The organism is Enterococcus sp. NPDC086594 (assembly GCF_044746145.1).
In the GTDB taxonomy this organism is placed as follows: domain Bacteria; phylum Bacillota; class Bacilli; order Lactobacillales; family Enterococcaceae; genus Enterococcus_D; species Enterococcus_D entomosocium.
Window position 1 is genome coordinate 25,449 of record NZ_JBIVBP010000009.1, and the last position, 21,473, is coordinate 46,921.

Consider the following 21,473-nt stretch of genomic DNA (forward strand, 5'->3'; position numbering starts at 1 on the left):
TTGAAGTTGTTGAATGACTTGATTCTTTCCAAGTCATTAGACATCTTTTAGCTGTTGATGCGCAAATTCAAATTTTAATAGAGTATTTGCGCTGGGATTTTCTGGAAGTTTATAGTGAAAAAGAAGTGATTCAGCAGATCAAAGAAGATAGTAGCTATTACTATAGGGAGAAGACTGGGTTGCACTCTTCCACGACAATTTCCTTGAGCATCTTATATTTAAGAAATCAATTGAGTTTTATTATTGAGGCATAAAGAGAATGTTGCGTTATAAAGTTCATTTCACGTTCTTATAAAACAAAGGACATTCGAAAATAATTGCTTTTCGAGTGTTTTTTTGTTGTTATTATTGATCAGTAAGGAAAATAGCCAAAACTTTTATGAAGATATTTTGTATAATTAAAATGGTGAACATCGTATATAGACATTGAAAAAAAACGTCTAAGAAAATACATTTATTTTCTTAGACGAATTGTTTTTTTTGGGGCTTAGCTAGCTAAGCAATGATCGATCACTAAAAAATGATCAAAACAGAATAGGCAATTTTTTGTTTTCAATCAAAAAATGTTGATCATTTTATCAAGCAGAGGATGGCACAAGTAAGTGGAAAGTAGGTAGTGGCTATTTTTTTGTTCAGGATGGGGAAGTAGATTTGTCTAGGATACGCCGGAGGATAAACGTTTTGAGGATCATTTGTTTTTGACTTACCTATGTGCCATCACTGCGGAAACCCTGTGGATGAAGGCGTCATGTACGACACCAGATACTCGGATGAGAGCTAAGGACGTTTGATTGCCGTGCCTGACACGCTTTTTCTAACCGCAAAGTCGTAGGGGCTAAAGAGCTACAGCGCTGAGACAGATGACTGCCCCGTGCGATTTTGGGTGTTTTTTGAACCCTACAAGCTGCTATTGCTACGCGTCTATTCGTCGCAAGCTTGGAAGGTCTTCTCAGAAAATGCCCGTCAGCTGTCAACAGGCTGCCTTTTGCATCAGGAAGCATCAGCGTTCCAACAAATCTTTTTGATCCAGTAGGCGCCCACTCATTTTGGGCAACTTCTATCCGAGAAATCGTTGCGTTAGAAGTATGTCTGTCTGTCCTTTCCAGATAAAAGTCAGCTGAAAGAGGGCTGATACCTAACAAAACGGCGGTTAGGATGACCACAAGCGCTCTCAAAAAAACTCAGTCCTTTCTTTTCAATGGTCATTGTTCTTATCTGCACTTCATGATAGCACTGAAACGCGAATTATTTTTCGCGTTTTTTTGTTTTTAAAATAAAAAATTAGGTATTCGCTTTTTGGGGTTAAATGGTATACCTGAGATGGAATAAAAATAATAAAAGAAAGGACAGGATTTACAATGAAGAAAACATCATTAGTTGCAGGTTTCGTTTTAGGTGTAGGCGTTTTGTTTACTCTAGGTGCATGCTCAACAGTGGAAGAATCAGGGGAAGTGGTCTCTGGGTCTGGAACGGAAACGTTGATCAGCGATTCGTCAGATGAAGTAGTTGTGGGAAGTGAAAAATTGAGTGATGACGGGTATTTTGAAGAAATCGTAACTAAGGGAATCGATCCGAAAATCAAAGACGTCGTTTGGTATGAAACGAATTATGAAAATGCTGGTTGGGACCACATTCGCTTTTTAGTGAATCATGTAAAAATCGTGAATGTAGAAGAATTCAAAGACAAAGACAAAGAATACAAAACATTGCTCTCACTGAAATATCAATTGTTTAATGAAGATTCGAAAGACAAAAAAATCAAACCTGACAAAGCCTACTTGGTGTTGAATGATGGCAAAAAAGTAGAAGCGGAAGTGTTTGTGGACTACTTAGATGATGAGATTTTGACCCATGACAAACATAAAGATGGCTTTATTCATTTTAAAGTGGCGCAAGAACAAAGTTTGCCAGCGATCAAAGCGGTCGAAATCGAATTTAAAGCAGATGGAGATTTGACACATACGTACCATATTGATCTATCTTCCGCTGCTGAAAAATAGTATCTAACGATAGGAGGTAAAAAAAATGGATACTAGCAAGAAAAAACTATCATTGTTGAGTTTTTTTGCAATAACTGCTTCAATGGTGATGACGGTATATGAGTATCCAACCTTTGCGACATCGAAGATGAATTTAGTTTTTTATTTACTCGTCGGCGGTTTCCTCTGGTTTATCCCTGTAGCCCTTTGCTCTGCGGAGATGGCTACTGTAAAGGGATGGGAAAAAGGGGGACTCTATACCTGGGTCTCAAAAACATTAGGGAGAAAATGGGGCTTTGCTGCCATTTTCTTCCAATGGTTCCAAATCACGGTAGGCTTTATTACGATGATTTACTTTATTGTCGGGGCGCTTTCCTATGCCCTAAATTGGCCGGCTCTTAATACGAATGTTTGGCTGAAGCTGATTGCCACTTTAGTGATCTTTTGGCTGATCACGATCTCGCAATTTGGCGGAACAAAAAATACTGCGAAGATTGCCAAAGTAGGGTTCTTTGTGGGGATCGTCGCAACAGGGATCATTCTTTTTATCTTAGGAATTGTCTACATTGCTCAAGGGAATCCCGTCAAAGTTTCTTTTGGATCAGGTGCATGGATTCCTGATTTCACGAAAATCAATACGCTGGTCGTTTTTGTTTCCTTTATTTTGGCCTATGCAGGGGTTGAATCTTCTGCCAGTCACGTAAAAGACATGGATAATCCTGGAAAGAATTACCCGAAAGCTATTTTGATTTTAGTTGTAGCAACGATTCTTTTGGATACGTTAGGTGGGGCAACGGTGGCTGCCACGATTCCCCAAAATCAATTGTCTCTTGATACTGGCGTGATTCAAGCCTATTCTTATTTGATCCATCATTTTGGCGGCGGGGAATGGCTGGTTCGTTTGATTGCCGTGGTCATCTGTTTAGGTGTCATTGCAGAAATTGCTGCTTGGGTGGTCGGCCCATCGACGGCGATGCTTGAAGCAGCTGAAAATGGCTTGCTGCCAAAACAAATGGCCAAAGTCAATCAACACAACGTCCCAATCAATATCGTTTTGGTACAAGGCATCATTGTTTCCATTTGGGCGGTTGTCTTGACATTAGGCGGTGGAGGCGCCAATCTATCCTTCTTCGTTGCGATGGCGTTGACGGTCTGCATCTATCTAGTGGCTTATGTCCTCTTGTTTCTTTCCTATATTAAATTAGTCAAAGAAAAAGACGACTTAACAAGAACGTATCATATTCCTGGTGGGAAAAATGTGAAAATTGGTGTTGCGATGGTTGGTTTGCTTGTTTCTATTTTTTCTTTCTTTATTTCCTTCTTTCCACCGAGCGATATCGGCACCGGAAAGGGCGGAACCTATTTAGCCATCTTGATCATCAGTTGGCTGATTATTGTCGTGATACCGTTTGTCATCTATAAATATGTAGGTGAAAAAGCAAGCGATAAAAAATAAAAAGCACAACCTATGAGGAGGAGAGCTGCATGTTATTTAGTAAAAAAAATCGAAAAGAAGCCCAATATTTGGAGCCTATCTATGGGAATGAGGCAATGGATCAAGCGATCCCTATGTACAAATTACCAAAAGAGTCCTTGGTACCGCGGGATGCCTATGAATTAGTCAAAGATCAATTGATCGATGAAGGGGTCTCAAGACAAAATTTGGCGACGTTCTGTCAAACCTACATGGAACCAGAAGCAGTCAAAATTATGAGTGAAACCCTTGATAAAAACGCCATCGATAAAACCGAGTACCCACGGACAGCAGAAATTGAAAACCGCTGTGTCAATATGATCGCTGATTTATGGCATGCCCCAGAAGTGTCCGATTTTATCGGTACATCAACGGTAGGCTCAAGTGAAGCGTGTATGCTAGGTGGATTGGCCTTAAAATTTGCTTGGCGCAATCGGGCAAAAAAACTTGGCTTAGATATCAATAAACAAAAACCAAACTTAGTGATTTCTTCTGCCTATCAAGTCGTTTGGGAAAAATTCTGTGTCTACTGGGACATTGAAATGCGGACGATCCCTATCGATGAAGAACATGGCAGCATCAATGTCGAAAAGGTCACGGACTATTTAGATGAATATACGATCGGGGTCGTCGGTATTTTAGGGATCACTTACACTGGACGATACGATGATATCAAAGCACTAGATAAGAAATTAGAGGAATACAACAAACACACCGACTACAAAGTCTACATCCACGTGGATGCGGCTAGTGGGGGATTGTACACACCATTTATGGAACCAGAACTTGAATGGGATTTCCGTTTGAAAAACGTTCGTTCCATCAGTACGTCTGGACATAAATATGGGTTAGTCTATCCTGGTATCGGTTGGGTGCTTTGGAAAGAAAAAGATTTCTTACCAGAAGAGTTGGTCTTTAAAGTAAGTTATCTTGGCGGTGAAATGCCAACGATGGCCATCAACTTTTCAAGAAGCGCCAGCCAAATCATCGGACAATATTACACCTTTATCCGCAATGGGTTTGAAGGCTACCGCTTGATCCACAAAAAGACCAGCGATGTTGCCCAATATTTAGCAAAAGAGATTGAAAACATGGGTTACTTCGATATTTATAATGATGGTTCACGGTTGCCGATCGTCTGCTACAAATTAAAAGAAGATGCCGATATTTCTTGGAATCTGTATGATTTGACGGATGAATTTGCGATGAAAGGCTGGCAAGTCCCTACCTATCCATTACCTGATAATCTATCACATATCAATATCCAACGCTTTGTCTGTCGGGCAGATTTAAGTATGCAAATGGCAATGGATCTGGTGCAAGACATGAAAGAAGGAATCGAGCGCTTGAACAAGCGACCAAGCCGTCATGTTTCATCCGATCAAACCTATGGCTTTTCACATTAAGAAACGGTATCGCTAGAAACCCTTTCATTGCTTTTTTCAATGAATAAAAAGTCCCTTTATGAAACGTTTTTTGCAAGACTGAATGAACATTGGTTTATAGAAAAATCAAAGGCGGTTGCATCGACTGCCTTTGATTTTTTTGTTTGTAAGAACGGGTAAGCACTTGATAGTGTCGTTTTTTAAGAGAAAGTAAAAAAACAGCGCTTGATAATTTCATTTATTGACATTTCTGGCTTGTGATAGTATTAATTATTATGGTCTAAATATATTTTTTTAGAGAAGAACGTTTTACATAAACAAAAAGGAAATCTTAGAACGTTGTTGTGAGGGAATTATTAGGGAAATTCGTCTTGCATCGAGGGTTTTTGTTTGTCAGTCATGGTTTGTTGGGGAGTAAGTGAAGGAAAAGTATGTGTAGAAAGGGCCTGTTTTTACTGCGCTTGTTTGTTTCATAAGTAACGTACTGCTATCTTTTTCTGTAAATTGGTTGTAACTATTCTGAATGAATATAGATTTACACTGGAGGAAAAACAGTCATGTATAAAGAAGACTTACTGGATAAGGACTTAAAATTAGAGTATATCTTGCTCAAATTTTTGTATTTATCGACCGGTCATATCAAAAAAAGTGATGCGTGTCGGGAATTAGATATTACGATGCCGACCTTGACGAAATTATCAGAGAGCCTTCAACGGCAACTAAAAAATGAGAAGGTCTCATTTATCATCAATCGTTATACGTTGGAACTGCAAGTAACCGATAGTGTCTCACTGGATGATTTGACCGACACGCTATTGAAAAAATCTGCTAAATATCAAATCATCCATTATTTGTTTCAACATGCAGGCTATGATGCCTTCGTCTTGGCTGATGAATTAAACATAAGTGTGGGGACCCTCAATCGGTTGATTGCTGAGTGCAATCAGTTGTTGCAGCATTTTGAATTAAAGATCAGAAACAAAAAACTAGTTGGAACGATGACACAACGCATTTATTTTTACTATAATTTTTTCAAAATGGGTGCAACAACGATCGATTCTGTTTTGATCGATGATCTGGTTGCGGAGTTAGCGAAAAAAATAACCTTATCGATTGCCCAACAAAAGCAGCTGAAGATCTGGTTGTATGTGATTATGAAAAAAGTCACGTCTCACACGACCTTGGGAAGTTTAAGTCCGGAAGAACAAACCCAAATTGAGCGTTGCCAAGAGATGCCCCTCTGTCACTTTATTCGACAGATCTATGCTTCTAAAAAATGTATCTGCTCAGTAGATGAAGCGAAGATCGTGCCATTCTTTATCTGTCTCTTCCTCATTACGGTGGGCGGGATTCCTTACGAGGAACTTCGCTTAGGACTGTACACTAATAAAAATCCCGTCTTTGAGATCACCGATGAAGTCATGGCAGCAATCCAGTCCATTTATCGTCTTGATGCCTCGCATACGACGATCGATATCAAAGCCAATGTCTTTTCCTTAATCGCACAAGTTTATTACTTTCATGGAGTGAATTATTCCATCGATCGAGTCACGCTAAATTATTACCACAAAATGTTTCACAATTCCTTGCGGGATCAAGTGATCTCAGACATTCTGGAACACATTATTGCACCGACCAACTTGTTTACGCCCACGAAACTCAACTATCTCAAGAAACGCCTAGTCTTTTTAATTTATATGTTATCGCCTAAAGAAGAATATCGGGTACGGATCGGGGTCTTAAATATGTGCTCTAGTCTTTTGGCGGATGCTTCGATTTACTTGTTAAAAAATGAACTAAAAGGCAAGCAAAATGTTGTTGTTTTACCCTATACTCCGGACGAGACGTTTGACTTGTTGATTTCCAATGCCAATCTCCCCCAATTAGGGAACAATTATGACCAATTTTATCAAGTGACCGCCATTGGTGCCGATTTAGACGTCAATCAGGTTTCTGCAATCGTCGATCAAATTGCTTATTCTAAGTATCATTCTTTTGTGGTGTGAGCCATCACTTGTTAGTTAAAAAGCAGCGAGTCAACGGATAGGTGATTCGCTGCTTTTTCAATTATCTGCGAAGTAGGGAAAGGAAAAGGCGCTTGAATTGCTCTTATCATTGATGACGGAATGAAAACAGGGATCAGTCAAGCAGCTTTCTGCTAGATAATGTGTCCAGTATCCTTGTATAACGTATCGCAACAGAGCAGAAGACATCAAGCGTGAAAATAACAGAAGGGATTCAAAATGCTGGTTTTGGAAGGATGTAAAAAAAAGACCCACATAATGATGTGAGTCTGCAATCGTTAGTTCTGATTTTCTAATTTTTCTAGAACCTTTTTGGGAATTGCATCTTTTTCAACGCTATTCGGGCCTTTTATTGTGCGCTTTTCACTGATCACCGCTTTTACATAAGAATTTGGGGTTAAGGGTTTTGCGTTATCTTCTGATAATGAAACCTCGAGTGTTTGTGTGCTACCATCTTCTTTTACAAAGTTTAACGTGTAATCGTAAGAATACCAAGGCGACTGGTCGCCGATGCCGCTTTTACTTTCATGTTCTACCTTAGGGAGAATCTCAGATGGGACATACGCGTAAGCTGTTTGTCCTGAGTAGGTGGATTGATAATATTCATAGCCTTTGTATCCGGCAAACCCTAAAAGTACGACTAAGACGAATCCGATTATTTTTTTCATATAAACCATCCTTATCCTCAAATATGGAGCTATTATAACAGAATGGTTCTATAGATGACCTTTCAACAGACGAACAGTTTTGCAAGGAGAAATGTTACTAGCCAGTCGTGGAAAAGTGGGGAACGCCGCTAATAAAGGGTTCTATCTATAAATCGTCAGGGGATTGTTGCTTAGAGTGACTAGAAATAAGTGCGGAATCAGGCGAAAAGACCTTAATAAAAAAACACAGCATGGAAAATGTTTCTTTTTTGTATGCTCACCAGCAGACTATTTGATAAGACGTGTCGTTGTTTTTTTCACTATAGAAAGATGAAAAACGGCGCATCAGTTTAATAAAAAACCAGCAAAGACGAGCTCTTATGGAGCGTCTTTGCTGGTTTTTTTCTACTGAAAATGTTTGAGCGCAGGCCATGACAGCTGCTTACGGCTCGATTTTACTATACAAATCGAGGGCTCTTTTCCTGGCTTCGTTATGGTCGACTATAGGCAACGGATAGTCGGTGCCTAAAACTACCTTTAGGTCGGCTTGTTCTTCGTCAGTCATCAGGTAAGGTTCGTGGATGAATTTTAGCGGCAACTGGGCGAGTTCGGGAACAAATTGTTTGATAAACGTCCCCTCTTTGTCGAATTTTTTCCCCTGAGTGATGGGGTTGAAAATTCGAAAGTAAGGAACCGCATCGGTGCCAGTCGAAGCTGCCCACTGCCAGCCGCCGATATTGCTGGCAGCGTCGTAGTCGATCAATTGTCGAGCAAAATAGGCTTCTCCTTGCCGCCAGTCGATCAATAAATCTTTGGTTAGAAAGGAAGCGACGATCATCCGTAGACGGTTATGCATCCAACCGGTTTGATTCAGCTGCCGCATCGCGGCATCAATGATCGGATAGCCGGTTTGTCCTGCTTGCCATTTGTTAAACGCCTCTTCATCCTTTTGCCAATCCATGTTTCGATATTTCTCAATGAGTTCATAGTTTTTTTGCTCCGGATGAGTGAAGTAGATCATATGATAAAAATCTCGCCAAGCCAGTTCTTTTAAAAAGGTCGCTTTGCCAGTGCTGGATGGCATTCCTTGGCAAGCGGCCCAAACCTTCCGAATAGAGAGTTGTCCAAAAGACAAGAAAGGAGACAGGCGGCTGGTTCCTTTGATCGAAGGGAGATCACGGTCTTTTTCGTAGGCGGCCAAACGCTTTTGCACAAAGGCCTGCAATTGTTTATGCGCATAGTCTTCCCCAACGATCGTTGAAAAATCGGTCTTTCTATTGTTTAGCACCTCAGCAAGCAGCGCTGTCCCTGCTTTGAAGTGAGGGGCATCATTAAAATGAGCGGCTTTTTCAAAATCAAGGGCCTGCTTTTGATACACCGGTTTGGGCAGTTGGATCCATTTCTTATAATAGGGCGTAAATTTTTTGTAATACGTCCCGTCCTCTTTGGTGACTTCCGTTGGTTGGTGTAGATGATGTTCTTCAAAGGAATGGACAGTGACGCCTTTTTTCTCGACCAATTCTTTTATGTAGAGGTCGCGTTTACGACCATATCCACGGTTATCAAAGTTGAAGTAAAGCTGGCTCCATTCTGGATAGCAAGCGAACAACTGATCAAAGGCTTCTGTCAACGTTCCCGTCAAGAGGTGGATCGTCAGATTTTGCTTTTTGGCAGCCTCGATAAAGTGAGCAACCGCGCTAAAAAAGTAATCATGGCTTGGTGCATCGGGGAGAAACTGCTTTTCATTGAGATGAAACACACACAACAATTGGTCGTTTGCTTGAAGAGACAAAAGCGCCTCAGTAAGCGCCGTATTGTCCTCTAAGCGCAGATCCTTTCTAAACCACATCACATGAATTGCCATAACAACCTCCTTGATAGTATAACCGTGCTAAAAAAACGATCGGATTTCGTTCATAGTAAAGGAAAGATGGGATTTATTCAAATTTGGCGATTGCGTAAGGAAAATTGCTGTTGCAACAAGTCGAGGGATGCTTACAGGGTTTGTTTTAATTGGTGCACCGATTTGAATAGGCGCTTGTCATTTACCGTTTCGTTTCTGCAAATCGTCTCTTCTTAATAAATAATAGGTAAAAAATGAGTAGTAGGGGATGAAATGAGTTACATTTGCGTAACGAGAACGTATATAATCATAGTATATAGTGAGGCTTTTTACTTTAGCGTTTATTAATAAGCGCATATTTGGATGGAGTGAAGGATGATCAAAAACAAATTACAGCAATACAAAATTTTAACGCTTTTACTGATACTTGTGACGGTTGGATTAATTCTCTTTTTAAATCAGATGATTTATGCTTGGCAGGCCATTGAAATTTTGGCGATTCTTCTTTGTGGCTACTTAGTGGTTTTTGATCAAAGGGATGGAACTTCGAAGATTGCTTGGATCTTAGCTTTATTGTTTTTACCGATTGTAGGAGTCATGTTGTATTATTTAATTGGTCGTGAACCTCGATTAAGGAAGTTGCCCAAACAGCAGATACAAAATGAACGGGAAGTGCAGCGAACGGTTTCGGCTATTTTGCAAGAACATTCAGAGGTCATTCATGGGAAACATGATCTCTCCACTGAGATTTTTCATCTTTCGGGCAAGTATCCCACAACTAATAATCATCTGACTGTATTAAACGAAGGCGCTGAGGCATTCGCTTCTTTGCTGGAAGATATCAAGAAAGCCAAGCATCATGTGCATGTGTTTTTTTATATCGTTAAAGGGGATGAAACAGGGGAGGAGCTGACAAATGTTCTGGTCGAAAAGGCCAAACAAGGGGTGGAAGTTCGGTTTATGTATGATAGCGTGGGGTCGATCGCCTTTCCTAATCAATTGTTATTATTGATGCGAAAGAATGGAGTAGAGGTGCGCACGTATGATTTGTTGAACTCGCCTTGGCTAAGTAATAAAGCGAACTGGCGCAATCACCGTAAAATGGTCGTTATTGATGGGGAGATTGCACATACAGGAGGCATGAATATTGGAAATGAATATAGTGGGCGAGGCAGTAAGTTTTCTTATTGGCGAGACACAAACATCCGGATAGAAGGACCTGCTGTTCTAGAAGTTCAAGAGTGTTTTATTTATGATTGGCTCTTTCTTGATGAGACGGAAGAAACGGTCACTCATTTTTTGACACAGACAGCTACGTATTTTCCGTTGAAGACCGACGTTCAAAGCGGTTCGGAAATCGTTCAGGTAATCTACGGCGGACCCTATGATAGCGAGCGAATCATTAAGGATTCCTTTAATGATCTCATTGGAAAGGCAACGGATTCGATTAAGATCGCCATGCCTTACTTTATTCCTGATGAAGAAAGTTTAGGTGCGCTTAGAAGAGCAGCACGGTGTGGGATCAACGTGCAATTGATTGTGCCGGGAAAAGGGGATCGAGGAATTTCTTTTCATGGCACGAATTCGTTTATTGATGATTTATTATCTGCCGGCGTCGAAGTCTACACCTATGATGAGACTGCTTTTATTCACTGTAAATATATGATCGTCGATGAGTTTGCTGCAACGATCGGGTCAACAAATTTTGATATTCGTAGTTTTTACCTTAACCATGAGTTATCTATGTTCATCTATGGACCGTCTAACATAATCACAGAGTTAAATCAGCAATTTATGGAAGACTTAGCTCGTGCAAAATTAGTAGAAAAAGAAGAATGGCAAGCCAGAAGCCTTTTGACGAAAACAAAAGAAAAAATCAGTGGCTTGTTTGTTCCGATTCTTTGAAGGAAGATAGTGAACAAAAGAATGAATTATTTCTGATCCATCAGTCTCATATATGATTGCCCTATGATTCCTAGCGGATAGCATCTTCTCAGCTAGGGATTATTTTTTGTTTGTGCTAATCTATTGGCTGCATGGATGGAGAGTCTAGCGAATTGCTAGGATTTGTAGTGATTAAGCGATGGGGGTGAGTGAGACGGTGCGTTCACCTGAATCTGTCCACGATCATTCGATTTTTGTGTGTAATGCCCCGTTTTTATGTGAGGAGGGAATGCTAGGAGCTGCTCGTGTCTTCAGAAGATCGTTTTTGAAGAAGCGGGGAACAATGAGACCTCTTTTTCATGTTCCACGCTATTTCATGACGAATCGTGAAACAAACGTTTCAGTTTCAAGGCTGCCTATTGAAATAAGCAATAATTTACGAGATATTGAAATCGGTTACAAGAGTTTTATCCGGAGAAACTTGATGTGATTAAAAGCCAATTTTTTTCAGGGAGGAAAACTATGAGTGAATCAAAATCTATCATCAATGATCGAATAATGCCTGTAATGGGGAAAATTAGTCAGATAAAAGCGATTCGAGCGATTCAATATGGGGCGATGTCTACCATGCCATTGACATTGGGGGTCAGTCTGATAGCTATTTTAGTCAATCTGCCCGTTGAGCCTTGGTTGGCTTGGTTAGCGCAAACTGGGATCGATGAACATATGCGTGCCACTATCAAGGTGACAATGGAAATTACTGCGTTGTATATGACGTTTATGATTGGTTATCATAATGCCAATGAAAGAAATTCAAGTCCTGTGACCGGTGGGATATTATCTTTGGCCTCGTTTTTCGTTTTGATGCCGCAAGTGATTCCCTATGATGGGGGCGAAGTAGCCGGACTAAATTTTGACTATATCGGCAGTAATGGTATTTTCGGCGGGATGATCGTAGCGCTATTGGTGTCTAGTCTATATTGTGTATTGGACAAAAAAGGCTTGGTCGTTAAACTGCCAAACTCGGTGCCGCCAATGGTTGCCCAGTCGCTTTCGCCGACCTTTATTGCCATTATTATATTTGTACTTGTTTGCTTAGCTCGCATCGGCTTTAGTCTAACTGCGTGGGGCGATTATTTTGATTTTATCAATGGCGTGGTCGGAGCACCGATTATGAACTTGGGGGCAACACCGATTTCGGCGATTATTTTTATGATCACTATTTCGATCTTCTGGTTTTTTGGGATCCATCCCAATACGATCCTCAGTATTTACTTGCCGGTTTTAATGGCTACAGGGGTTGCCAATTTAACGGCGTTTATGGAGGGAGAACCGATGCCGCATTTGGCATTTTCAGCGGTGATGGCTTTTTATGCACTTGGAGGTGCGGGCAATACCTTAGGAATCTCGTTGCTGATTCCCTTTATTTCGAAATCACAGCGCTATAAAACTCTTGGGAAACTCAGCTTGGCACCAGCGATCTTTAACATCAATGAGCCATTAGTGTTTGGTTTGCCACTGATGTTGAATCCGATCTTCTTTATTCCGATGGTCAGTACTTCTTTGGTGAATGGGATTATAGGGATCATCGGCTACAATCTTGGGGTGTATGACACACTGAATCCTTCGATCTCACTGCCTTGGATCATGCCAGCCTTCATTGGACCGATCTTGACCATCGGGATCAAAGGTGTGATTGCGGTAGTCATTGCGATTTGTATCAATGGGTTGATCTACTTGCCGTTTTTCTTAAAAGCCGACAAGCTGGCATTGGCGGAAGAGCAAGCGCTTGAAGATGAGGTTATGGCAGAGAAAGTCACAGAGGCGGTCTAAAGAAAGACAGGAGGATCAGTCAATAACATGAGTTTACCAGAAGGATTTTTATGGGGCGGCGCTACCGCCGCCAATCAATATGAGGGGGGCTTTGATCAAGGAGGCAGAGGACTATCTACATTGGATATTGTTACCAGCGGCAGTCAGGAACAGCCCCGTCAACTTACTGTGAAAGATGCGCAAGGCAAAATCCGCAACATTTCTATGTATGAAGGAATGCCAGCGGATTGCCAAGGATACTTAGACGAAAATCAGTATTATCCTAGCCATCGCGCCACAGATTTTTACCATCATTGGCAAGAAGACATTGCTTTATTTGCTGAACAAGGCTACAAGGCTTATCGGATGTCGATCATCTGGACACGGATTTTTCCTGATGGAACGAAAGAATCGCTTAATGAAGAAGGAATTCTCTTCTATGAAAGGATCTTCAATGAACTGCTCAAATACGGCATTGAACCAATCGTTACCTTAAATCATTTTGATATGCCGCTGGCTTTAGCTGAAAGTCGTGAAGGATGGCTGGATCGGCGTACGATTGAAGATTTTCTGGACTATGCGGTTTTGCTGTTCGATCGTTTTAAAGAGCAAGTGAAGTACTGGATCACCTTCAATGAAATCAATTTTTTGAATGGCTATGTTTTTTTAGGGATCAAAGGAAAAGACTTAGGAAAAAGGGCGCAAGCATTGCATCATGTCTTTCTTGCTAGTGCCCGCTGCGTGATTGAAGGCAAAAAAATCAATCCCGATTTTCAAATTGGAATGATGCTTGCCAGTGCTGGTATGTACCCAGAAACCTTTAATCCAAACGACAGTATGCGGGAAATCGAAGTTTCTAGAATGTTCAAATATCTGTATAGTGATGTCCAATGCCGTGGGTATTACCCTGAATATGCCTTGAAGGAGTATGAACGAAACGGCTGGCAGCTGGTCATGGAATCAGATGATCTTGATCTTTTACGCGTAGGGACGGTCGATTTTCTTTCTTTTAGTTACTACAATTCAGCGGTCATCTCCACAAAAGAACAAGAAAAAACGAGCCGCGGCAATATGATGGAAGCGGTAAAGAATCCCTACTTAGAGGAATCGGAGTGGGGGTGGCCGATTGATCCGACAGGTTTGCGGATCGTATTGAACCAATTGTATGATCGCTACCAGCTGCCGTTGTTTATTGTAGAAAACGGCTTAGGCGCACTTGACACTTTTAACGAACAAAACGAGATCATCGATGATGCGCGTATCGCTTACCTCAGCGCCCATATTGAGCAGATGATCAAAGCGGTTGTACATGATGGCGTGAAACTACTGGGCTATACACCGTGGGGCTGTATTGATATCATATCTGCAGGAACAGGGGAAATGAAAAAACGTTATGGGTTCATTTATGTAGACTTGGATGATGCTGGAAAAGGGACTTTTGCCCGCAAAAAGAAAAAATCTTTTTACTGGTACAAAAAAGTGATTGAGTCTAATGGCACCTCGATCCAAGCAAAGTCTTGATTCAACCTGGAGGTTTTTTATGACAAAGACAGAGACTGATACACCTACCCAGATTACGTATTCCGTCCATTGCCAAAGATACGATTGGGGACCGGCAAACCATAAAATTGTGATTGATTTTGGACAAGTGATCGATGAGCAAGTAGATGCCTCGTTTTTTGAAGTACTAGGAGAAAAAGAAGGCTTTGATTGGTCGACGAAAATACCAAAGCAGATAAAAGGCAAGATCGAACTCAAAGAGGCTTATTTATCTGATTCGACAGGACAAAAGCAACCCGTCGATCTGCCGACGACGTGCGTTACATTGGCGTTGCAGGTTCATCCCGATGCCCCGTTGACATCACCCTTTGTCTTTAATCCACAGTTGTTTTTGAATCAAAAGCGACAGACGATGTATACGATCACGCTAAAGAAGCCTCTGTGTATTAATGGTTCTTCTTTGAACGAGCTCGTTTTGACGAACCAACAGTTTGAAGAAACCGTTTATGAAGGGACCGAGCAATTTCTGCAAAAAGAATTTTTTTATGAAGATGCTGAGTTTGGTGAGATCACTTTACACCATGCACTTTTTGAACCGAAGGAAAAAGGGAAGCATCCCCTAATCATTCTTTTGCACGGCGCGGGCGAAGGCGGAACCGATCCTGAAATTGCGCTTTTGGGCAATAAAGTGGTTGCTTGGGCTGATCCCGAAGTACAAGCGATGTTTGGTGGCGCCTATGTTCTGGTTCCTCAAGTGCCAGATATGTGGATGAACGATGGAAGCGGCGGTTACACTCAAGATGGCACCAGCAAGTATACCCGAGCTGTCAGCCGTTTGATTGATGAAGCAGTTCAGACCTTTGAAACGATCGATCCAACGCGGATCTATTTAGGCGGCGGCTCCAATGGCGGCTTTATGACCATCAATCTGCTTTTAAGAAAGCCCAATTTTTTCGCGGCAGCTTTTCCTATTTGTCAGGCCTATAAGACACAATGGCTCGATCAAAGACAACTTGAAGGCCTCAAGGAGGTCCCACTTTGGTTGACTCATGGCATTCACGATCAAGTCGTTTCCTTTAACGAGCATAGTCAGTCATTATATGAAACGCTACAAGCGATGAACCATCCGAATCTTCACGTGACTGCACTTGAAGCGATAACGGACGAAACAGGCTGCTATCAGGACGGTACGGGGGCACCGTATCGCTACAATGATCATTGGGCATGGATTCCAGTTTATAATGGTGAGATTGCGAATGAAACCCAGTCGTTGTTTCACTGGCTAGCAAAGCAAAAACGATAATGGGTTATCACCTCGGAAGATACCATATATTCCGAGGTGAAATATTTTTTGAGAAAGTTGGGTAAACAATGAATTATCTTGTTTATGATATAGGAGGCAGTTACATCAAATACTGTTTAATGACGGGGGATCGCGAGATTTTCTACAAAGGGAAAGTAAAAACACCTCTTGAAGAGAAAGCCTGCTTTTTAGTCGCTGTCGAAGAAATTTTTCGGCAATTCGAAGGGCAAGTCGATGGTATCGCCATCAGTATGCCGGGGAAAATTGATGTCTTCAACGGTTATGCCCATACCGCTGGTGTGCTGACCTTTTTAGAACAGACAAATATCGTTGATCTCTTTCATACATTCACTGATTTGCCGATCTCGGTAGAAAATGACGGCAAATGCGCGGCATTGGCAGAATCGTGGGTCGGAGCGCTGGCGCATACAGATCATGGCATCGTCTTGGTCTTTGGCACTGGTGTCGGCGGTGGACTGATCATCAATAATCGCCTACATCGCGGCAGCAGCGGGATCGCTGGAGAGTTTAGTTTTGTCCAGCAAACCGATGCGTACCATCAACCAGCCGCTTATTTCGGTGCTTCTGGCAGTGTTCTGTCGCTGGTTAGTGAAGGAGAACGAGTCAAAGGGATGGAAAAAGGCACGCTCAGTGGTGAGTTGCTGTTTCAACTGATTGAGGAAGGCGACAAAGAACTGCAAGGCGTTCTAGAAAAGTATTGTGATACGATCGCCCTTCATTTGTTCAACCTGCAGTATATTTTTGATCCCGAGACATTTGCTATCGGGGGCGGAATCAGTGAGCAAAAACGATTTATCCAAGAAATCGAAAAAAGCATTGATCGGTTGAAAGAGAAACACACATATCATCTTGCAGTGCCGCAGATCGTTCCGTGCAAGTTTCGAAATGACGCGAATTTGATTGGCGCCTTGATGAATCATCATTTAAATAAAGTGAAAAAAGTAAAACACAACCTTATATGAGCATGGGAGACACTCTGCGTTTAGAAAAAGACCAGAAATCGTTCGGTGCAAAATCGTTTGGGAGATATAGTCATGAATTTATTTGCAAAACTGAATTGTGTCAAATATTTGTCTGATACAGAACACAACATTATTGATTTGATTAATAAGGACCCAGTTGCTTTTACACAGATGACCATTCGTGAGATCAGTTCATTGGCATTTGTTTCTAAAGCTACCATCTATCGTTTTTGCAAAAAGTTGGGGTATTCCGGGTTGAATGAATTGAAATTAATGGTCACTGCCTCTTATGCCGATCAATTACAGCATGCAGATAAAAAAGTAGATTTGAATATTCCATTTGGAAAAACAGATTCTGCGTTTACCGTCATCTCAAATTTAAGAGATTTGTACGAGCGCTCGTTATTTTTGGCAACGACTTTTATCAGTGTCAAAGATCTGCAACAGATTGCCGTGGACTTGATCCATGCTGTCAATATTATTGTGTTTGTCGATGATGAACAGCTGCATGTAGCAAAAATTTTTAAAGATCGAATGGAAAGCTGTGGTGCCAGGGTCACAGTTCCTGCAAATCTCTATCAAAAAATTTCACTTGCACAATCGGCAGGTACCCAAGACATTGCGATATATGCTTCCTATTATCCTGTTCAAAAGCGTCACTTGGAGCTAGCAAAGATTTTAAAAGGCAATCAAGTGAAAATGGTGGTCATCAGCTCATCTGATGACCACTTACTCAATCATCATGGCGATCGCAACCTCGTAGTAGGCCCGATCGATCATGAAAAAGACAAGATCGCTGATTTTGCGATTACGATCATTTTTCAATTTTTGTTTGATTCCATCTACTCAGTATTCTTTAAAGAGCGCTACGAAGAAAACATTGAGAACTTACGTGCCTCTTACTTGAAGTATCGGAATATCTGAAAGGGGAGCTTGTGCCTGAAAATTGTGTTTTTAAGCGGTGAATAGCTAACTGTGGGACTATTTTCGTTTAGGGGTGGCTCATCCGTTAGAGTCTGGAAATGCTGCTTGGTTGAAGGACAGTGTTCATTGAAGGGACTATTCTTTATTAAACAAAAGTTAAAAACTCGATTCCATCATTTGGAATCGAGTTTTTTCGCGTCATTTTCTTCTAGCAGCTCGAAAATAATTGATCCCGGTTCCTGCAAATACTACGAAACTAGCCAATAGGAACAAAAATCCTACGGGGATTAGATAGAAATTTTCATGTAAAATGCCGGATTGATCGATGTATTCCACGGAGCTTGCTTTGATGAAGAAGCAGGCAAAGCCGAATAGTAGTAAAAATGTTCCGATCAAGGTCGTGATCAAATTGAGTTTGGCGCGTCGGGTCTCGCTGCCGTCTTTGATTAGTTTTTCAGTGATCTTGTTCACTTGAGTTCCTCCTAAAATCAATTCATCAAGCGAGAGTTGAAAAATCGTGGCGATGGCAATCAACATTTCTAAATCTGGTAGATTGCGATTGTTTTCCCAGTTCGAAACGGCTTGTCTCGTCACGTGTAGTTGAGTGGCAAATTGTTCTTGGGTCAAGTTATTTCTTGTGCGTACTTCTTTGATTTTTTCGCCAAATTCCATCTTTTTTTCCTTTCGCTGATGTGACTTAAGCATAGTCGAAACCTGCGTTGTTTCCAAGAAAGCAGGGCTTGCTTCTTGATAAATCAAGGGAAAGTGGTGCTTGCGTCGTTTTTTATCTGCTGTTTTTTTGAGAGGAGCATCGTTTTCATTCTGAGGTCGTGAAAAACGTCTGTGACAAAGTGACCTTGAAGCATGTTATTTTTACTGCATATCATTTTGTTTATTATAGCACTGAGGCTAAGGGGAAGGAAATATGTGGCTCGTTTTTTCTCTTGCTTGATTGGTACATGTTCGATACATGACAGTTTATCGAGTGGGGAGCAACGCAACAGCAAGTTTCTTTTCTTAAAGAAAATCACTTAGTTGACAAATAGGGAAACATCTTGTTTAATATACCCCGAGGGGTATAAGAAAGGAGCAAGAAATGTTTTCATTATTTAAACGCATACCAAGTATGTCAACAGCAGATTTACAAAAAGAAGGAGCCAAAGAATGGACGGTTCTGGATGTTCGCACGCCGGCGGAGTACCGTAGCGGGCACATTGCCTACGCCAAAAATGTACCGTTAAACAAGATTGCGGGCTTCACTAAAAAAGGTGACAAGAAACTGGCAGTCATTTGCCAATCAGGGATGCGAAGCAAACAAGCAGCCAAAATCCTAAATAAAAAGGGGTTTGATGTGGTCAATGTTCGCGGTGGCATGAATCAATGGCGGGGAACAACCAAAGGAGGAAAGTAACGATGGAAAAAATAGTTATTGTCGGTGGGGTAGCAGGAGGAATGTCTGCAGCAACGCGCTTACGTCGGCTTAAAGAAGTAGCGGAGATCATTATTTTTGAAAAAGGTCCTTTTGTCTCTTTTGCGAATTGTGGACTGCCGTATGCCATTTCTGGTGAGATCGAAGAGCGAGACGCCTTATTGGTCCAAACACCTGAGGCGTTAAAAAAACGGTTTAACCTAGATGTGCGGCCTCTTCATGAAGTGCTGGCGATCGATCCGGAGGAGAAAACGGTCACGGTCAAACATGGCGAACAGGTCTTCACGGAATCTTATGATGCGTTGATTTTATCACCGGGGGCAAAACCGCTAGTACCAGCGATCAAAGGGCTAGAAGAAGCAACCAACGCCTTTTCTTTGCGCAATGTTCCTGACTTAGACCAAATCATGACACATCTTGAAGACAAAAAGCCTCAAAAAGTGACGATCATTGGCGCTGGGTTTATTGGGTTAGAAGTCGCTGAAAATTTACATAAAAAAGGCCTACAAGTAACGATCGTGGAAAAAGCACCCCACGTATTGCCACCTTTGGATGAAGAAATGGCGGCGTATGTCAAAAATGAATTGATCAAGCAAGGGGTCAATGTTTTGACCTCGCAGTCAGCGACCGCTTTTGAAAAAGCAGGGCAAGAAATCGTTCTGGAGGATGGAACGGTTCTGGCTTCAGACATCACGATTCTTTCGGTGGGTGTCCAACCAGAAACGGATTTGGCGAAACGTGCTGGTATCCAATTAGGACACCGGGGGGGTATCCTGGTAGATGAGCAATACCAAACCAGCAAGAAAGACATTTACGCGGTGGGAGATGCCATCGTTGTGAAACAACAAATCACTAACGAAGACACGCTGATCTCCTTGGCGTCACCAGCCAATCGCCAAGGTCGGCAAGTGGCTGATGTATTGGGAGGACTGACTCGCAAAAACAAAGGCAGTATTGGGACGGCGATCGTGCGCGTATTCGATCTTGCCGCAGCGTCCACTGGGTTGAGTGAGCGCAGCGCCAAACTGGCGGGGCTAAATCCTCAGGTGGTTCATCTTTCAGGCAAAGACCATGCTGGGTATTATCCTGATGCGACGGATATTTATTTGAAATTGATTTTTGATGCTGATACTGGAAACATCTACGGTGCGCAAGGCATCGGTGCCAAAGGGGTCGATAAACGGATCGATATTTTAGCAACAGCGATCAAAGGTGGCTTAACGATCTTTGACTTGCCTGAACTGGAATTCACCTACGCGCCGCCTTTTGGCTCAGCGAAAGATCCAGTGAATATGATTGGCTATGCAGCGATCAATCTGGCAGAAGGAATCAGTGAGAATATCCAATGGCACGAATTGACGGAGGCCTTAGAAAACGGTAAGCAGTTGTTGGATGTTCGTTCAGAGATGGAATTAGCCAATAATGGGCGTTTTCAAGAGGCGCTCCACATTCCGTTAGATGAATTGAGAGATCGGTTGTCTGAATTGGATCCAAGTGTTTCGTATGTTGTTACGTGTCATAGCGGATTGAGAAGCTACATTGCCGAACGCATCTTAAAACAAGCGGGCATCAATTGTCAAAACCTCGATGGTGCCTTTTCGTTGTATAATACTATTAAGCCGGAGATGATTATTCATGATTAAAGCCATATCTATGGAGGAATTTACCCAAAAAGAAAAACGTGAGGCGCTTGAGATCCTTGATGTCAGAGAAGTTGATGAGTTTGCACAAGGACACATCAAAACAGCACAAAACCTACCGTTGAGCGAGCTGACGGAACAAACCAGCGACTTAGAGAAGAATAAAAATTACTATGTCATCTGTCATTCAGGGGCTCGTTCGCAAATGGCGTCTGAGTTTTTGAACCAGCAAGGGTTTCAAGTGACCAATGTCCTCGGCGGCATGTCAGCATGGAGAGGAGAAATCAAACGATGACCGCATGCAACAAAGATATTTTGAATCGGTTAAAACGAACCGAAGGCCAGTTGCGGGGGATTCAAAAAATGATCGAAGACGAGAAAGAATGCGTCGATGTCATCACGCAATTGTCCGCCGTTAGTTCCAGCGTCAACCGTATTATGGGGATCATTGTCGCTGAGAATTTGAAAAATTGTTTGGAAAATCCAGACAGCGACACGGAAACCCAAAAGCAGAAAATCGATCAAGCCGTTCAGCTGATCGTGAAGAAATAGCGGGATTTTTGAAAGGTTTGTCGCGTTTTTTATCATCCCATAGAAAAGGTTCAGAAGAGCAGTATGTTCTTCTGAACCTTTTTATTCTTCATCA

At 41.8% G+C, this 21,473-nt stretch carries 18 protein-coding genes; 15 read left to right on the top strand and 3 right to left on the bottom strand.

What is annotated here, in order from left to right:
• The first annotated feature begins 35 nt into the window (after positions 1–35).
• The 5 genes from ACIPK1_RS12790 to ACIPK1_RS12810 all read left to right on the top strand — a co-directional run bounded on the left by ACIPK1_RS12790 (position 36) and on the right by ACIPK1_RS12810 (position 6,844).
• On the top strand, positions 36–254 hold the full coding sequence (locus tag ACIPK1_RS12790; RefSeq protein ID WP_400451100.1) for a DUF7006 family protein: 219 nt from the start codon (positions 36–38) through the stop codon (positions 252–254).
• Between the two features lie 1,104 nt (positions 255–1,358).
• Positions 1,359–2,000, top strand: coding sequence for a hypothetical protein (locus ACIPK1_RS12795; RefSeq protein WP_005230557.1), 642 nt, complete (start codon positions 1,359–1,361; stop codon positions 1,998–2,000).
• Positions 2,001–2,025: 25 nt separating this feature from the next.
• Entirely contained in the window at positions 2,026–3,435 is a 1,410-nt protein-coding gene (locus ACIPK1_RS12800; protein WP_005230559.1) for an amino acid permease, read from the top strand.
• Between the two features lie 29 nt (positions 3,436–3,464).
• Complete coding sequence (locus ACIPK1_RS12805; protein WP_086298824.1) at positions 3,465–4,859, top strand: glutamate decarboxylase; 1,395 nt, start codon at positions 3,465–3,467, stop codon at positions 4,857–4,859.
• 536 nt (positions 4,860–5,395) lie between these two features.
• The gene (locus tag ACIPK1_RS12810) at positions 5,396–6,844 is read left to right on the top strand and encodes a helix-turn-helix domain-containing protein (RefSeq protein ID WP_194199876.1); all 1,449 of its coding nucleotides are present in this window, start codon (positions 5,396–5,398) and stop codon (positions 6,842–6,844) included.
• 296 nt (positions 6,845–7,140) lie between these two features.
• Here the strand turns inward: ACIPK1_RS12810 and ACIPK1_RS12815 are convergent, their stop codons facing one another.
• Together ACIPK1_RS12815 and ACIPK1_RS12820 are read right to left on the bottom strand one after the other, a co-directional pair.
• Positions 7,141–7,530: a YxeA family protein gene (locus ACIPK1_RS12815; RefSeq protein WP_035006924.1), complete on the bottom strand. Its 390-nt coding sequence runs from the start codon at positions 7,528–7,530 to the stop codon at positions 7,141–7,143.
• A gap of 421 nt (positions 7,531–7,951) precedes the next feature.
• Positions 7,952–9,373: a cryptochrome/photolyase family protein gene (locus ACIPK1_RS12820; RefSeq protein WP_400451075.1), complete on the bottom strand. Its 1,422-nt coding sequence runs from the start codon at positions 9,371–9,373 to the stop codon at positions 7,952–7,954.
• A gap of 354 nt (positions 9,374–9,727) precedes the next feature.
• Between ACIPK1_RS12820 and cls the strand changes: the two genes are divergently transcribed.
• The 6 genes from cls to ACIPK1_RS12850 all read left to right on the top strand — a co-directional run bounded on the left by cls (position 9,728) and on the right by ACIPK1_RS12850 (position 17,758).
• Positions 9,728–11,257, top strand: a complete 1,530-nt coding sequence (cls, locus tag ACIPK1_RS12825) for a cardiolipin synthase (RefSeq protein WP_301389521.1) — start codon at positions 9,728–9,730, stop codon at positions 11,255–11,257.
• Positions 11,258–11,758: 501 nt separating this feature from the next.
• Complete coding sequence (locus ACIPK1_RS12830; RefSeq protein WP_086316659.1) at positions 11,759–13,069, top strand: PTS sugar transporter subunit IIC; 1,311 nt, start codon at positions 11,759–11,761, stop codon at positions 13,067–13,069.
• A gap of 27 nt (positions 13,070–13,096) precedes the next feature.
• The gene (locus tag ACIPK1_RS12835) at positions 13,097–14,569 is read left to right on the top strand and encodes a glycoside hydrolase family 1 protein (RefSeq protein ID WP_400451077.1); all 1,473 of its coding nucleotides are present in this window, start codon (positions 13,097–13,099) and stop codon (positions 14,567–14,569) included.
• A gap of 19 nt (positions 14,570–14,588) precedes the next feature.
• Positions 14,589–15,851, top strand: coding sequence for a prolyl oligopeptidase family serine peptidase (locus ACIPK1_RS12840; RefSeq protein ID WP_176273440.1), 1,263 nt, complete (start codon positions 14,589–14,591; stop codon positions 15,849–15,851).
• 68 nt (positions 15,852–15,919) lie between these two features.
• Complete coding sequence (locus tag ACIPK1_RS12845) at positions 15,920–16,834, top strand: ROK family protein (protein ID WP_086316656.1); 915 nt, start codon at positions 15,920–15,922, stop codon at positions 16,832–16,834.
• Positions 16,835–16,906: 72 nt separating this feature from the next.
• Positions 16,907–17,758 carry a MurR/RpiR family transcriptional regulator gene (locus ACIPK1_RS12850; RefSeq protein WP_086316655.1) on the top strand — a complete coding sequence of 284 codons (852 nt, stop codon included), beginning with the start codon at positions 16,907–16,909 and terminating at the stop codon, positions 17,756–17,758.
• Positions 17,759–17,956: 198 nt separating this feature from the next.
• On the opposite strand, the gene ACIPK1_RS12855 is transcribed toward ACIPK1_RS12850, so the two are convergent.
• Positions 17,957–18,430, bottom strand: coding sequence for a DUF3955 domain-containing protein (locus tag ACIPK1_RS12855; RefSeq protein WP_052533231.1), 474 nt, complete (start codon positions 18,428–18,430; stop codon positions 17,957–17,959).
• A gap of 424 nt (positions 18,431–18,854) precedes the next feature.
• Between ACIPK1_RS12855 and ACIPK1_RS12860 the strand changes: the two genes are divergently transcribed.
• The 4 genes from ACIPK1_RS12860 to ACIPK1_RS12875 are packed head-to-tail and all read left to right on the top strand — an operon-like array spanning position 18,855 to position 21,379.
• A complete protein-coding gene (locus tag ACIPK1_RS12860) occupies positions 18,855–19,169 on the top strand; it encodes a rhodanese-like domain-containing protein (protein ID WP_086316654.1) in 315 nt (104 codons plus the stop codon).
• Between the two features lie 2 nt (positions 19,170–19,171).
• Entirely contained in the window at positions 19,172–20,830 is a 1,659-nt protein-coding gene (locus ACIPK1_RS12865) for an FAD-dependent oxidoreductase (protein WP_086316653.1), read from the top strand.
• Positions 20,823–21,122 carry a rhodanese-like domain-containing protein gene (locus ACIPK1_RS12870; RefSeq protein WP_086316652.1) on the top strand — a complete coding sequence of 100 codons (300 nt, stop codon included), beginning with the start codon at positions 20,823–20,825 and terminating at the stop codon, positions 21,120–21,122. The genes ACIPK1_RS12865 and ACIPK1_RS12870 overlap by 8 nt, the downstream gene beginning before the upstream one ends.
• The gene (locus ACIPK1_RS12875) at positions 21,119–21,379 is read left to right on the top strand and encodes a metal-sensitive transcriptional regulator (protein WP_005230585.1); all 261 of its coding nucleotides are present in this window, start codon (positions 21,119–21,121) and stop codon (positions 21,377–21,379) included. Before ACIPK1_RS12870 ends, ACIPK1_RS12875 begins: the two co-directional genes overlap by 4 nt.
• The last annotated feature ends 94 nt before the right edge of the window (positions 21,380–21,473 follow it).

Excerpts from the sequence above, each read along its gene's own strand:
- ACIPK1_RS12830 (WP_086316659.1), top strand. The coding sequence starts at position 11,759 with ATGAGTGAATCAAAATCTATCATCAATGATCGAATAATGCCTGTAATG.
- ACIPK1_RS12850 (WP_086316655.1), top strand. The coding sequence starts at position 16,907 with ATGAATTTATTTGCAAAACTGAATTGTGTCAAATATTTGTCTGATACA.
- ACIPK1_RS12865 (WP_086316653.1), top strand. The coding sequence starts at position 19,172 with ATGGAAAAAATAGTTATTGTCGGTGGGGTAGCAGGAGGAATGTCTGCA.
- ACIPK1_RS12835 (WP_400451077.1), top strand. The coding sequence starts at position 13,097 with ATGAGTTTACCAGAAGGATTTTTATGGGGCGGCGCTACCGCCGCCAAT.
- ACIPK1_RS12810 (WP_194199876.1), top strand. The coding sequence starts at position 5,396 with ATGTATAAAGAAGACTTACTGGATAAGGACTTAAAATTAGAGTATATC.
- ACIPK1_RS12860 (WP_086316654.1), top strand. The coding sequence starts at position 18,855 with ATGTTTTCATTATTTAAACGCATACCAAGTATGTCAACAGCAGATTTA.
- ACIPK1_RS12820 (WP_400451075.1), bottom strand. The coding sequence starts at position 9,373 with ATGGCAATTCATGTGATGTGGTTTAGAAAGGATCTGCGCTTAGAGGAC.
- cls (WP_301389521.1), top strand. The coding sequence starts at position 9,728 with ATGATCAAAAACAAATTACAGCAATACAAAATTTTAACGCTTTTACTG.
- ACIPK1_RS12870 (WP_086316652.1), top strand. The coding sequence starts at position 20,823 with ATGATTAAAGCCATATCTATGGAGGAATTTACCCAAAAAGAAAAACGT.
- ACIPK1_RS12800 (WP_005230559.1), top strand. The coding sequence starts at position 2,026 with ATGGATACTAGCAAGAAAAAACTATCATTGTTGAGTTTTTTTGCAATA.
- ACIPK1_RS12845 (WP_086316656.1), top strand. The coding sequence starts at position 15,920 with ATGAATTATCTTGTTTATGATATAGGAGGCAGTTACATCAAATACTGT.
- ACIPK1_RS12875 (WP_005230585.1), top strand. The coding sequence starts at position 21,119 with ATGACCGCATGCAACAAAGATATTTTGAATCGGTTAAAACGAACCGAA.
- ACIPK1_RS12855 (WP_052533231.1), bottom strand. The coding sequence starts at position 18,430 with ATGGAATTTGGCGAAAAAATCAAAGAAGTACGCACAAGAAATAACTTG.
- ACIPK1_RS12795 (WP_005230557.1), top strand. The coding sequence starts at position 1,359 with ATGAAGAAAACATCATTAGTTGCAGGTTTCGTTTTAGGTGTAGGCGTT.
- ACIPK1_RS12840 (WP_176273440.1), top strand. The coding sequence starts at position 14,589 with ATGACAAAGACAGAGACTGATACACCTACCCAGATTACGTATTCCGTC.
- ACIPK1_RS12805 (WP_086298824.1), top strand. The coding sequence starts at position 3,465 with ATGTTATTTAGTAAAAAAAATCGAAAAGAAGCCCAATATTTGGAGCCT.
- ACIPK1_RS12815 (WP_035006924.1), bottom strand. The coding sequence starts at position 7,530 with ATGAAAAAAATAATCGGATTCGTCTTAGTCGTACTTTTAGGGTTTGCC.